General features: G+C 63.3%; 14 protein-coding genes. 12 read left to right on the top strand and 2 right to left on the bottom strand.

Going from position 1 to position 13,365, the window contains the following annotated elements; genetic code table 11:
* Positions 1–80 precede the first annotated feature (80 nt).
* Both mvk and NKF26_RS11690 read left to right on the top strand, forming a co-directional pair.
* Positions 81–1,064 (top strand): mevalonate kinase, encoded by a 984-nt coding sequence (gene mvk / locus NKF26_RS11695; RefSeq protein ID WP_253227994.1) that lies wholly within the window; start codon positions 81–83, stop codon positions 1,062–1,064.
* Entirely contained in the window at positions 1,061–1,813 is a 753-nt protein-coding gene (locus NKF26_RS11690; RefSeq protein WP_253227995.1) for an isopentenyl phosphate kinase, read from the top strand. Before mvk ends, NKF26_RS11690 begins: the two co-directional genes overlap by 4 nt.
* 122 nt (positions 1,814–1,935) lie before the next feature.
* Here NKF26_RS11690 and nth read toward each other — a convergent pair whose 3' ends face one another.
* Positions 1,936–2,622 carry an endonuclease III gene (nth, locus tag NKF26_RS11685; protein WP_253227996.1) on the bottom strand — a complete coding sequence of 229 codons (687 nt, stop codon included), beginning with the start codon at positions 2,620–2,622 and terminating at the stop codon, positions 1,936–1,938.
* A gap of 71 nt (positions 2,623–2,693) precedes the next feature.
* Here nth and NKF26_RS11680 point away from each other — a divergent pair, with 71 nt between their 5' ends.
* The 3 genes from NKF26_RS11680 to NKF26_RS11670 all read left to right on the top strand — a co-directional run bounded on the left by NKF26_RS11680 (position 2,694) and on the right by NKF26_RS11670 (position 5,164).
* Positions 2,694–2,915 (top strand): hypothetical protein, encoded by a 222-nt coding sequence (locus tag NKF26_RS11680; RefSeq protein WP_253227997.1) that lies wholly within the window; start codon positions 2,694–2,696, stop codon positions 2,913–2,915.
* Positions 2,916–2,981: 66 nt separating this feature from the next.
* The gene (gene mvaD, locus NKF26_RS11675) at positions 2,982–3,956 is read left to right on the top strand and encodes a phosphomevalonate decarboxylase MvaD (RefSeq protein WP_253227998.1); all 975 of its coding nucleotides are present in this window, start codon (positions 2,982–2,984) and stop codon (positions 3,954–3,956) included.
* Between the two features lie 80 nt (positions 3,957–4,036).
* Positions 4,037–5,164: an NAD(P)/FAD-dependent oxidoreductase gene (locus tag NKF26_RS11670; RefSeq protein ID WP_253227999.1), complete on the top strand. Its 1,128-nt coding sequence runs from the start codon at positions 4,037–4,039 to the stop codon at positions 5,162–5,164.
* Here the strand turns inward: NKF26_RS11670 and NKF26_RS11665 are convergent.
* Complete coding sequence (locus tag NKF26_RS11665; RefSeq protein WP_253228000.1) at positions 5,161–5,517, bottom strand: hypothetical protein; 357 nt, start codon at positions 5,515–5,517, stop codon at positions 5,161–5,163. The genes NKF26_RS11670 and NKF26_RS11665 overlap by 4 nt on opposite strands.
* 143 nt (positions 5,518–5,660) lie before the next feature.
* Here NKF26_RS11665 and NKF26_RS11660 point away from each other — a divergent pair, with 143 nt between their 5' ends.
* The 7 genes from NKF26_RS11660 (at position 5,661) to NKF26_RS11630 (ending at position 13,361) form a co-directional block, all read left to right on the top strand.
* On the top strand, positions 5,661–5,882 hold the full coding sequence (locus tag NKF26_RS11660) for a hypothetical protein (protein WP_253228001.1): 222 nt from the start codon (positions 5,661–5,663) through the stop codon (positions 5,880–5,882).
* A gap of 281 nt (positions 5,883–6,163) precedes the next feature.
* A complete protein-coding gene (locus tag NKF26_RS11655; protein ID WP_253228002.1) occupies positions 6,164–6,619 on the top strand; it encodes a thiol-disulfide oxidoreductase DCC family protein in 456 nt (151 codons plus the stop codon).
* 396 nt (positions 6,620–7,015) lie between these two features.
* Entirely contained in the window at positions 7,016–8,944 is a 1,929-nt protein-coding gene (locus NKF26_RS11650) for an asparagine synthase-related protein (protein ID WP_253234341.1), read from the top strand.
* The gene (locus tag NKF26_RS11645) at positions 8,941–10,623 is read left to right on the top strand and encodes an alkaline phosphatase family protein (RefSeq protein ID WP_253228004.1); all 1,683 of its coding nucleotides are present in this window, start codon (positions 8,941–8,943) and stop codon (positions 10,621–10,623) included. Before NKF26_RS11650 ends, NKF26_RS11645 begins: the two co-directional genes overlap by 4 nt.
* 5 nt (positions 10,624–10,628) lie before the next feature.
* Positions 10,629–11,648 (top strand): lipid II:glycine glycyltransferase FemX, encoded by a 1,020-nt coding sequence (locus NKF26_RS11640; protein WP_253228005.1) that lies wholly within the window; start codon positions 10,629–10,631, stop codon positions 11,646–11,648.
* Positions 11,645–12,682: a hypothetical protein gene (locus NKF26_RS11635; protein ID WP_253228006.1), complete on the top strand. Its 1,038-nt coding sequence runs from the start codon at positions 11,645–11,647 to the stop codon at positions 12,680–12,682. Before NKF26_RS11640 ends, NKF26_RS11635 begins: the two co-directional genes overlap by 4 nt.
* 118 nt (positions 12,683–12,800) lie before the next feature.
* Positions 12,801–13,361 carry a hypothetical protein gene (locus tag NKF26_RS11630; RefSeq protein ID WP_253234340.1) on the top strand — a complete coding sequence of 187 codons (561 nt, stop codon included), beginning with the start codon at positions 12,801–12,803 and terminating at the stop codon, positions 13,359–13,361.
* The last annotated feature ends 4 nt before the right edge of the window (positions 13,362–13,365 follow it).

Below are 13,365 nucleotides of genomic sequence, written 5' to 3'. Positions count from 1 at the left end.
CGAATCCGTCCGGAGCCCTGTCCGCCGTGAGCGGACCGGAGTCCGAAAACCCTGTTATCTCCCGGTGCGGAGCCACGAACATGACCGTTTCCAGCGCCCCCGGGAAAGTGTATCTCTTCGGGGAACACGCCGTCGTCTACGGCGAACCTGCCGTCCCGTGTGCAATCGAACGCCGAGCGACAGTGACCGTCGAACTGCGCGATGACGACCGGTTGCGCGTCAACGCCGAGGATTTGAGTCTCGATGGGTTCACCATCGAGTACGGCCGTGGTGCCGACGAGACACCGGACGTGAACGTCTCCGAGTCGCTCGTCCGAGCGGCGACCGGGTACATCGACGCGTCGGTCAAGCAAGTCCGCGACGCGACCGACACGCCGGATGCGGGCTTCGACATCACCGTCGAGAGCGACATCCCGCTCGGTGCGGGACTCGGGTCCTCGGCCGCGGTCACCGTCGCCGCGATAGACGCCGCGACCCGCGAACTTGGCGTGGCGCTGTCGAGCGACGAACTCGCGGACCGAGCGTATCAGGCCGAACTCGCGGTACAGGACGGGGAAGCCTCCCGCGCCGACACGTTCTGCTGTGCGACCGGCGGCGCAGTCCGCGTCGAGGGCGACGACTGCCGGAAGATCGATGCACCCGACCTCCCCATCGTCGTCGGCTTCGACGGCGGTGCTGGCGACACCGGGAAACTCGTCGCGGGCGTCCGAGCGCTCCGCGAGGAGTACGACTTCGCGGCGGAGACCGTCGAGAGTATCGGCGACATCGTCCGGCAAGGGGAACAGGTGCTCGCCGACGGCGATATCGAGAAGCTCGGCATGCTCATGAACTTCAACCACGGTCTGCTGGAGGCACTCGGCGTCTCCTCGCGCTCGCTCGACAACATGGTCTGGGCGGCCCGCGACGCGGGTGCGCTCGGTGCGAAACTCACGGGTGCCGGTGGCGGCGGTTGTATCGTCGCACTCGACCCGACGGACGAGACGAAGACGGCGCTCCGATTCACGCCGGGGTGTGAGGACGCCTTCCGCGCCGAACTCGATACCGAAGGGGTGCGCGTCGAATGAGCCTCACCGTCCTCAAACTCGGCGGGAGCGTCATCACGGACAAGGACCGCCCCGACACGTTGGACGGGGAGATGTTGGACTTCGTCGCGGATGCGGTGGGTGAGAGCAAAAGTGGTGACCAGACGGACGACCTCGTGCTCGTCCACGGTGCCGGGAGTTTCGGGCACCACCACGCGAGCCAACACGGCGTCTCGAAAACGGTCGGCAGCAGCGACGTCGCGGCCGTCATCGACATCCACGGTGCGATGGAAACCCTCGATCAGTTCGTCCTCTCCCGCCTCCACGAACGCGATGTTCCGGCCGTCCCGGTCCACCCGTTCTCGGTCGCATCCCGCGATTCGGACGCGAACCTCTCGCTGCCGGTCAAACAAGTCGCGACGATGCTCGGCGAAGGGTTCGTCCCGGTCCTCTACGGCGACGTCGTGGTTCACGAAGGAAAGGGCGTCACCATCGTCAGCGGCGACGAACTCGTCGCGTCCGTCGCGCGCCAACTCGACGCCGACCGAGTCGGGTTCTGCTCGACGGTTCCCGGCGTGCTGGACGAGGACGACGCCGTAATTTCGGAGATTACGTCGTACGACCAAGTCGCGGACGTGATCGGCGAGAGCGAATCCACCGACGTGACCGGCGGCATGGCCGGGAAGGTGAACGCGCTGCTCGAACTCGGCGCACCGGCCTCAATCTTCGGACCCGACGACGTGCGCGCGTTTCTGGCCGGGGAAGACCCCGGGACGAAAATCGACGGATAAGAAGGTCGCTACGACGAGACGAGTTCAGCCAGCGAGGTTTCGAAGTCACCGTCACCGAACAGTATCTCGCAATAGGCTTCAGTACAAAACAGTACTTCCCGGTATCCTCACTCGCTAATCCTTCACGCCCACGATTCGCCGCTGGCGAGGTCGGCCTCGTTGTCGAGTTTCGAGGAGGGACAGATGTCCTCCAGAATACAGTCCTCACAGTCCGGATTTCGGGCCGTACAGGTCGCTCGGCCGTGGCTGATGAAAAGGTGGGTGAGCCACTGCCAGTCCTCCTCGGGGACGAACGTCATCAAGTCCTCCTCGATTTTCTCCGGCGTCTTCTCCTCGGTCAGCCCCAATCGGCGCGAGAGTCGCTGGACGTGGGTGTCCACGACGATGCCTTCGACCACGTCGTGGCCGTGCTGGAGCACGACGTTGGCCGTCTTTCGGCCGACGCCCGTGAGGTCGGTCAGTTCGGTCATCGTGTCCGGCACCTCGCCATCGTGTTCCTCGATGATGGTTTGACAGGCGCTGTTGATCCACTTCGCCTTGTTGTTGTAGTAGGTGATGGAGTTCAAATCCTCCGCGAGTTCGTCCACGTCGGCGTTCGCGAAGTCCTCCGCCGACGTGTACTTCTCGAAGAGATGTTCGGTCTCCTTGTTCACGCGCTCGTCGGTACATTGGGCCGAGAGCATCACGGCGATGAGCAGTTCGAGTCGATTGGAGAAGTTCAGCGAGATGGTCGCATCGGGATATTCGTCGTACAGCCTGTCCACGATTTCGTCCAGTTGTTCCTCCCGCGTGTCGAGTGGGACGCCCATGTCGGAATTCTCGGAGGGCGTCGGTTTGAGTGGTTCGGTGTTTCGACGTTCCGAGCGGGAAAAGAACCATCATGCAGGATTCCCAACTGGTGAGCATGGCCACCGATAGCGCCCCCGTTTCGTGGACGGACCCGAACTACGTCGCGGCGGTCGTCGGCGTGCTCGCCGTCGGCGCTCTCTACTTCTACAGCGCGTGGACGGGGTCCGGGCCGACGACGGACGAAATCACGTTCGTTCTCGCCGTCGTCTTCCTCCCGACGACGCTCGCCTACGAAATCGCACGGCGTTTCTGAGAATCCGCCTCACTCCGATGCTCGAAATCCAGAGAGTTTAAACGCCAGTCACACAGCCATCTCCGTATGAAAGCGACCGCGAAGGCCCACCCGATTCAGGGGTTGGTCAAGTACCACGGGATGCGCGACGAGGAACAGCGATACCCGTACCACGACAGCATCAGCGTCTGTACCGCGCCGAGCAACACCACGACGACCGTCGAGTTCGACGAGTCGTTCGAATCGGACACCTTCGTCGTCGACGGCGAGGAACTGACGGGTCACGCGGCCGACCGCGTTCGAAAAGTCGTCTCGCGCGTTCGGGAACTCGCGGAAATCGACACCCGCGTCCGACTGGAGAGCGAGAACAGCTTCCCATCGAACGTCGGCCTCGGTTCCTCTTCATCGGGATTCGCCGCCGCCGCGATGGCCGCCGTGGAGGCCGCCGGACTCGACCTCTCGCGTCCGGACATCTCGACCATCGCGCGTCTCGGGTCGTCCTCCGCGGCCCGCGCCGTGACGGGCGGGTTCTCGGACCTCCACATGGGCCTGAACGACCACGACTGCCGTTCCGAGCGACTTGAGTCGCCGCTCGAAGACGACGTTCGCATCGTCGCCGGACTGGTTCCGGCGTACAAGGAAACCGAGGAGGCCCACCGCGAGGCCGCCGACAGCCACATGTTCGACGCGCGACTGGCGCACATTCACGACCAACTCGTGGAGATGCGCGACGCGCTCCGCGTGGGGGACTTCGACCGCGTGTTCGAGACGGCCGAACACGACTCGCTGTCGCTCGCCGCGACGACGATGACCGGCCCGGCGGGGTGGGTGTACTGGAAGCCCGAAACGCTCGAAATCTTTGACACGGTTCGGGAACTCCGCAACGAGGAGGGGATTCCGGTCTACTACTCCACCGACACGGGCGCGAGCGTTTACGTCAACACGACGGCCGAGTACGTGGACGAGGTGGAGGACGCCATCGCCGACTGCGGCGTCGAGACCATGAGTTGGAAGGTCGGTGGACCGGCCCAAATCCTCCCCGAGGAAGACGCGCTGTTCTGAGACCGAGAGACCGACCGATTTTCGACCGCCCGTTTTATACGGGGAGTACGCCTTTCACCTTCCCGCTCGTTATGGTTCGCATGCAGATCGCAGTTCTCGGCGCTGGCTACGCCGGTCTGGCCCTCGCTCGGAAACTCGAAAAAGAACTTCCCGACGAGACGAATCTGGTCGTCGTCGAGGAGACCGGACACCACCTCGTCCAACACGAACTCCATCGGGTCATCCGACGGCCGTCGCTCGCCGATCAAATCTCGATTCCGCTGACCGAGGTCCTCGACTGCGAGGTACACGAAACCCGCGTCGAGTCGGTGGACCCGAACGAGGGAAGCGTCGTCCTCGCGGACGACGCCGACGACGAACTCGACTACGACTACGCCGCCGTCTGCCTCGGTGCCGAAACCGCCTTCTACGACCTCCCCGGCGTCGAGGAGCACGCGATTCCGTTGAAGCGACTCGAACACGCCCACGAGATTCGGGAGGGGTTTCTGGACGCCGACGGCGGACGCGTCGTGGTCGGTGGAGCGGGGCTGTCCGGCGTGCAGGTCGCGGGTGAACTGGCCGCCCTCGCCGACGAGGAACTGATGGACGTCGAACTCGTCCTGCTCGAACAGTTCGACCACGTCGCACCCGCGTTCCCCGCCAACTTTCAGGAAGCGGTCCGGGAGCAACTCGAAGCGCGCGACATCGAGATTCGAACCGGGACGGCAGTCGAACGGGCCGACGACGGGACGATCACGCTGGCGGACGGCGAGACGCTGGACTACGACGAGTTCGTCTGGACGGGCGGCATCCGCGGGTCGGACGCGATGGACGGAGACCGTGCCCGCGTCGATAGCACGCTTCGACTCGGCGACGGAACCTTCGTCCTGGGCGATGCCGCACGGGTCGTGGACGGCGACGGCGAGGCGGTCCCGGCGAGCGCACAGTCGGCCGTGCGGGAAGCGCGCGTCGTCGCCGACAACATCGTTCGACTGGTCGAGGAGGAGGACCGAGACGACGTGTTCGACCCGCGCCTCGACCAGTTCACGTTCAACTCGCCGGGATGGCTCGTCTCGGTCGGCGACGGTGCGGTCGCACAGGTCGGCCCGACGGTCGTCACGGGGACAGCGGCAAAGGCACTCAAAGCGACGGTCGGCGCTGGATACCTCTCGTCGGTGGGTGCGGTTCGAAACGCGGTCGATTTGATCGGAGAAGAGTTGGGTGATTAGACTCCCGGAATCCCGAGCGAGGAGAACGTCAGGACATCCAGGATGGCCAGCACGTAGGTGATGACGACGACCGAGAGCCAGCCGATGAGGCCGATCCCGATGGCGTTGCCCCAACCGCCGGGGTAGCGCCAGTTGATGACCCAGATCCACGCGACGAGGATGACGATCCAGCCGAACAGCCAGCCGAGCAGTACCGCGACGATTCCACCGATGACCGAGCCGACGATGGCAGTGATGAGCGCGTAACCGTAGTCGTCCGTCCCCGTGACGACCCGCGCACCGATGTAAATGCCGAGGGCACCGATGAGCAGGCTCACGATGAAGCCGACGACTGAACCGATGAGGGATAGCATCGTGATTCCCTTTACGACGAACCTGTTTTTATATGAACCGCTTGTGGTTCGGCCGAAGGGTAGGGCCGAAGGGTCGAGCCGAAATATGTATACCGAACGAATCCAGCATCAACTTTAAGGTACTGGCTCCTCCTTGGCTCATCATGGCACGCGAACCAACACTCGACACGATACTGCTTGGCGCAGTCGGGGCCGGTGCCGCGGCGATAGTCGGAACCCGCGCACTGGAGTACTACCGGGAGCGTTTTCGTCGTTCGGGACCCTCCGTCGTCTGCACGGAATGCGGCGAGGAGATGCCCATCGACGACCTTCTCGACCCGACAGTCACCTGCGCATGTGCGACCAGTAACATTCGAACGGACTGAGAAACCGCTACTCGAACGGATTGAGAACTCACTGCGTGCCACGACGTTCACTTTTGAAACGAAACCGAGCCGGGAAGTTAGACGCGGCACAAACTGCCGCGAAATCCCCGCTCGGCTACTCCGATGAGGAGGAGGGCGAAGAAACGCCACGACGAGCCATCACCTGTTTGGGAGCAGCGCGTGGGCGAAGAGGACCAGACGGTCGAATCCGACGATTGGTATCCAACACGGTCTAATCCGACGAGTCTATCGGCCAGGAGGCCGAACGTCGAAACGAACAGATGGCAACCGAACCCGACTCCGAAGAACCCGCCGACGGGACCGATTATCCCGTGTTGCTGTTCGACGGAGTCTGTAACCTCTGTAACGCTGTCGTTCGGTTCACGGTGCGGTTCGACGAGGCGGGAACGTTCCGCTTCGCGCCGCTTCAGTCCGAAGTCGGCCAGTCGCTCCTCTCCCGCCACGACCTCCCGACCGACGAGTTCGACTCGTTCGTGCTCGTGGACGGCGGGAACTGTTACACCCGTTCGACCGCCGCGCTTCGCGTCTGTCGGGAACTCGACGGACCGTGGCCGCTTCTGTACCCGCTTATCTATCTTCCCAAGGCATTTCGTGACCCGGTGTACGACCTGATAGCGAAATACCGCTACCGGATCTTCGGCCGAAAGGACGAGTGTCCGATACCGCCCCCCGAAATCCGCGAGCGATTCGTGGAGCGCTCGCTCGACTCCGTTTGAATTCCGTTATTCTCGACTCCGTCTGATTCGCTATTCGCGACGTTTGGTGTCTCCTACTCACGTTTGACCGTCCTTACTCTCCAGTTTGATCTTCCCTACCAGCACGTTTGAACTCCCCTACCCAGTGGGTAGGTATCTTCTTCCCGGCCGTTCGCACCCACTGATTCACCGGTAGGACAACGCACATCGGCCACAGGCCGCGTATAACAATGGTTCGGTACCGCCAGTTGAATTTCAGTGAGAACGGATGAACGAAAGGCCACACCGAATCGAGTCAGGATGTCGTTCCGGAGAACGGGTCGCCCAACCGCCGCCATCGAACGGTCGGACTAACGACCACTACGCTGGAACTACGGACGAGAAGGGAAGACGGGTGGTTTCCGGAGGGAAAGGCACATGGTAGGGTTGTTCGGTGCGTTCGGTCCGCGAAGGGTCGGCTTAGACGAGTTTCCGAGCATGCAGTGGGGAGGAGAGCGAACCGACTCGTTCGCCGACGAACGGGTCGCCGTGACTAGCGGGTTCCATCGACTCCTCGCCGACGAGCAACCCGTCCGGACCGTCACCGGCGACACGCTGGTCTGGATCATCGGCGACGTGTACGGCTTCGAGCGGAACGGCTCCTACCAAGCACGCCCGGACTCCATCGACTCCCCCACGTACTGTGCGAACCTGTACGAATCGTACGGTATCGACTTCGTCGAAGGGGTGAACGGACAGTTCGCGGGCATCGTCTACGACCGCGAGAAAGGAACCGTCTCCCTGCTGACCGACCGACTGGGTTCGTATCCCCTGTTCCACACCCGCGTGGGCGACACCCTGGTGTGTTCGACCGACATTCAGACGCTCGCCGAATATCCCGGCGTTGACCCCAAATTCGACCGCGACTATCTCGCGGAATACCTCGCGCTCAAACGGTCGTTCGGCGTGACGACACCGCTCTCCGGGGTCGAAAAGCTCCCACCCGCGTCGGTCACGACCGTCGACCTCGACGGAAACACGACGGAGTCGCGTCGGTACTGGCGGCCCGAATTCACCCCGCGAGACGAACCGTTCGAGAACTTCGTCGAGGAGTTCGTCTCGCGGTTCCGGCGAATCATCGACGAATGGATACGGGAGGATCGAACGTACGGACTGCTGTTGAGCGGCGGGAGCGATTCGCGCTTGGTGATGGCCGCGATGGACCAGCCAGTGATCGGCTTCCACATGAACGACTGGCGAAACCGCGAGGCGCGAATCGCCGACCGAATCGCGGCGGCCGCCGGGAACGAACTCCTCTTCTTACCCCGCACCGACGACTACCGACGGCGAAGTTTGGAGCGTAACCCGCCGCTCTCGAACTTCGACGGGTGGTACAAACAGGGGTATCCGACGGGGTTCGCGGAGGAACTCACGGGAACGGTGGACGTGCTCCTCTCGGGTCTGTACGCCGATACCCTGTTCAAGGGCCACCAGATACCGTCGCCGAAACTGTCGCTCGGTTCGTTCGGGAACGTCACGCTCCCGGTCGAAGATCGGATTCGGACGATCGACGAGTTCATCGACGGACTGGCGGTCGAGACACCGAGCTATTTCGACGGCGATGTGGACGTCGAATCGGTCCTCCGGGAGAACATCTCCGTCACGGCGGACGGCGAGATCGACCACCACGGGGTCCGATACCGGTCGATGCGGGAACTCGTCCTCTGTGGCGAGTACTATCCGCTGTCGAACGACACCGAACTCATCTACACGAACAGCCTCCGACAGCTTCGACCGTACCGGACGCCATTCCTCGACAATCGTCTCATCGACCTCCATCTCTCGATGCCCATCCGGTATCAGCTTCGGCGCAACCTCATGCACCGCGCCATCGAGCGGTTCGATTCGCGTCTCGCCGCCGTTCCGCATTCGGAATCCGGCGTTCGAATCGACCGCTCGTTCCCGGTCGAATACGCCGGTAAACACCTGAACGCGCTTCGGTGGAAGCTCTTCGAGAGGGAGGAACCGCCGCGACCGTGGTGTACGCACGGACCGTGGCCCGACGACGAGGAGTTCGTGCGGCAAAGCGAGTTCGTTCGGGACGCGCTCGCGGACGACCGGGACCTCGTGGACTCCCTCTCGTTCCTCGACTGGGACGGCGTGAACCGATGCTACGAGGACCACCTCGGCGGCGAGGAAAACGCCGTCGAACTGTACACGCTGTTGACCCTGTTGGAGATGCCGGTCACGAAACGGATCGGTGGTGACGCGGATGCTGGCGGGACCCCGTTGAGCGCCCCCTCCGGACCGACCACCGAGAGACCACGTCTTCAACTGCCGACCGCCGACGGAGGTGACGGGGAGTGAGCGAGGACGGGTTGAACGTGCTGGTGATCGGTCTCGATGGGGCGTGCCGCCCGATTCTCGAACCTCTGTTCGAGACGGGAGCGCTCCCGAACCTCGAATCGCTGTTCGACGACGGAGTGTCAGGCCCGCTCGAATCCCAACTCCCGCCGTGGACGCCGAGCGCGTGGCCGTCGCTGTTTACTGGGGTGAACCCTGGCAAGCACGGCGTGTTCAGCTTTCTGGACTACGAGGGGTACGACTGGAACGTGGTAGACGGCGACGACGTTCGGGCCGAACCGCTCTGGGGACACCTCTCCCGGAACGGGATCAAAAGCGTCGTCGTCAACGTCCCGGTCACGCATCCGCCACGCGACTTCGAGGGCGCGCTCGTGCCGGGATACATGGCTCCGGAATCACCGGCGTGTCACCCCGAGAACCTGCTCGCCGAACTCCGCGATGAGATCGGGGAGTACCGGATCTATCCCGACACGACCGACGCGACGCCCGAGGAGGCCGCCGCCGAGTATCGTGACGTCGTGAAGACCCGCGGTGCGGCGTTCCGGTATCTCACCGACCGCTTCGAGCCCGATTTCGGCTTCGTGCAGTTCCAGCAGACCGACACCGTGTTCCACGAGTTCCCCGGCGAGCGGGAAACGATCGAGGCGGTGTACGAGGCCGTCGACGAGCAGGTCGGGGAAATCCTCGACGCGACCGACCCCGACACCGTCCTCGTCGTCAGCGACCACGGGATGGGGGAGATGACGGGGATGGGGTTCTACGTCAACGAGTTCCTCGCGGATCACGGCTACACGGCCGTCTCACAGGGTGGCGAGGGCATGCCGTCGTGGGTTCCGACCCGGGAGTCGAAACTCAGGAATGGCGGGGACGAGGCGGGTCGCGGCGATTCGGAGAACCGCCGCGGCCTGCTCCAACGAACGAATGACCCGCTCCAACGACTGACCGCCGTCGCGGCGAAAGTCGGTCTCACGACCCATCGGGCGGGAAAGCTGTTGGACACGGTCGGACTTCGCGGGGTCGCGTCCGAACTCGTCCCGTCGGGGGTCGTCCGGGCGAGCAGTCGGCAAGTGGACTTCCCCGCCTCACAGGCGTACATGCGGGCCAGGATCGAATGTGGCGTCCGCATCAACTTGGCGGGACGCGACCCCCACGGTGTCGTTCCACCGGAGCGATACGAGTCGCTCCGGTCGGAACTCATCGACCTGCTCGCCGACGTCGAAGCGCCCGACGGGACTCCGGTGTTCGAAGACGTGGCCCGCCGGGAAGCCTACTTCGACGGGCCGGAGGCCGAGCGGGCGGTGGATATCGTCACGGTGCCGACGGACTTCGACAACTTCCTCTCGGCGGAGCTTTCGGGCCACGAGTTCGCCGAACCCGGCCAACCGTGGAATCACAAGCGAAACGGCATCGTTGCGATGGCTGGCGACGGCGTCCACGGAGGGATTTCCGACGCACACCTCTTCGACGTGACGCCGACGGTGCTCGCGCTGTTCGGGATACCGAAAAGCACCGAAATGGACGGCGACGTTCTCTCGCCCGTCGAATCGGTCGGCGAGGAAGGGTACTCGACGCGACGGGAACCGGGCGGGACGATGGGTAGCGGACGGACCGATTCCGACGAACAGACCGCATCCGACGACCGGATGGCGAACCGACTCGCGGCACTCGGATATCTGGAGTGAGACAAATGACGATAGAAATTCAGGAAGCGGACGATAGCACGCTCGAACGATGGAACAACCTCGTGGAACGCTCTGACGGGCCGACCCCGTTTCATCGCCGCGAGGCGCTCACGCACCTCGCGGAAACGTCGAACACCGAGGTTCGATTTCTCGTCGGATACAAAGGGCAGGAGCCGGTCGGACTGTTCCCGATTTTCGTGACGACGAAAGGACCGTTTCGGATGGTGTACTCGCCGCCGCCACACCTCGAAGTGTACTACCTCGGTCCGACGCTGCTCAACTTCGCGAAGCTGAAACAGCGGAAGGCCGAACGGCGACACCGGGAGTTCATCGACGGCGCGATCGAATGGATCGAGTCGGAAATCGACCCGGCGTACGTGGACGTCCGAACCGTGGACGAGTACACCGACCTCCGACCGTTCTCGTGGAACGGTTTCGACGTGTCCCCCTCCTACACCTACATCCTCGATCTGACGGGCGAGGACCTACTCATGCAGTTCAGTCGGGATGCCCGGAGCAACGTCCGGAACCGCGACGACGGCTGTACGATTCGGGAGGCTGGCGTGGCGGGAATCGAAGCGGTCATCACCCAGATTCAGGACCGTCACGCGGCACAGGGGAAGGAGTACCGGATCGACCCCGAGTTCGTCACCGAACTGTACGAGCGACTTCCCGATGGCTGTGTCAGGCCGTACGTCTGCGAACGCGACGGCGAGATCCTGGGCGGCATGGTCACGCTCGAAACTGACGACACCATCTATCGGTGGCAGGGTGGCGCGAAATCCGACGTCGAGTTCCCCATCAACGACCTGCTTGACTGGCACATCATTCAGGAGGCACAGGAGCGCGGCCTGACCCGATACGACCTCGTGGGAGCCAACCTGCCCCGCCTCTGCCGGTACAAATCGAAGTTCGGGCCGGAACCCGTCGCCTATCACACCGTCCAGCGAAAATCGACCCGGATGCAGGCCGTGACCGGCGTGTACCGGCGGCTTCCCTCCGCGCTCAAGGTGGTCTCGGAATGAGCCGAACTCGACGGACGTCCCTGAACCGCCGGACCTTCCTCCGCACGGCCGCGGGAATCGCCGTCGGAGTCGGCGTCGGAGGCGTCGCAACCGCCAGCGCCGACGGCGCTGGCGACAACCTCATTCAGACGGGACACGTCACGGATTCGAAGTACGTCCTTCAACAGGGCGATACCTGCATTCCCCTCGCCGTCATCACCTCCGATTTGCCCGTCGAGAAGTTCTATAACTACCGTTCGTCGGACACCGACCCGAAGGGTTGGTACAGTTCCTACGGCCCGGCGAGCGCGCTCGAACGGGCCGAAACCAGCGAACTTTACCTCTACCGGGGGCCGAAGGGGACGAGCCTCGTCTTCATGCACGGCAAGCGCGGGAGCGACGGCGGCGGATCGGTGACGTTCCACATCTCCGGCCTTCCGGACGACGGCGAATGGGCGGTGGCCGACGATCAGTACAATGCGTCGACCAACTACGATACGTTCCAGAAGACGGACGACGAGTGGGACGTCGATTGGACGTGGGCGAGCGATGCGAAACACGGCGGCGGTGCCGACGGTGGTGCGTTCCGCGGGCTGACCCCCGACGATAGCGTGACGATACACCCCGCGTTCAACGAGGAGGCACGGTTGTACGGACAGCACTTGGAGCGGGACTACGCCGGAAAGGTCGAGAACTGGAGGGCACTTTCGACCGATTCGGAGGGGAGTCAGTGGGCGTCGCTGAACATGACGAAACCGGTCGTCATCCACGCCGGACAATGCGGCGGGTCCGGGGGAGGGAGCGGGACGGGAACGACGACGAAGTCCACGACAACCACGTCCACCGACACCTCGACCGGTACGACCACGACGACCACGGCGGCGGAAACCACCGAGAAATCGGCCGGGAACGACACGGCCACGCAAACCGTCGCCAGCGGGCCGGGAACGCAGACCAGTTCGCCCGTCGGACAGGACGGATTGGGCGTGATGACGGCCCTCTCCGGCATCCTCGGGACGGGTCTCTACCTGTTCCGTAGTCGAAACGAGGAGTGAACGGCGAGTCGGGTCCTCCGGTAACGTCCGATCGACTGTCGGTAAGTTCTGTTTTCGGAATACCGTTCGATACCCGATTTCCTGAAAGTTTATGCTATCCGAACGCAACCGATCCGCCATGCCTTCCAGACGACAGGTCCTCGCCGCTTCGGGGGTCGCGTTCACGACCGGAAGTCTCGGGAGTTGCCTGTCCAAGGTCGGGCTTGCGAAGACGGGCGAACTCCAACTCAAGGCCATCTCCCTCGAATGGCAGTACGGCAATCAAACCTACATAGACCAGCCACTCTGGATCGGATTTGACCACGGCGACGGAAGGATTTTCGGCAGATACGACCCGGCGTTCGTCGGGGGGAGCGTTCGCTCCCCCGACGATATCGTCGTGAGTGAAGACCGCCACCACAAGTTGTCCGCTCGATTCACCGTCAAGTATCTCCTCGGCGTCTGTGGGAAGAATTTCGACAGCAGCGAAGAGGGCACTGGCTGTCTGAACACGTGGACATCCCGAACGGATTTCAACCGCGTACAGTTGGACGATAGGGCAGAAGTCCGGGTTACGGGCGAGCGGTTCGACGTTATCGACGTCTACGAAAACGCCTACACGATTCGGTCCACGGATGTCCATACGTTCGACTTCGCGAAATTCCACGAGGACGACGGGATATCGACTGACGGGTTGTGAAATA

It is taken from the genome of Haladaptatus sp. AB618, assembly GCF_024136965.1.
Lineage (GTDB): Archaea > Halobacteriota > Halobacteria > Halobacteriales > Haladaptataceae > Haladaptatus.
The sequence above is the reverse complement of the archived record's forward strand: the minus strand, read 5'-3'. Positions and strand labels throughout refer to the sequence as shown.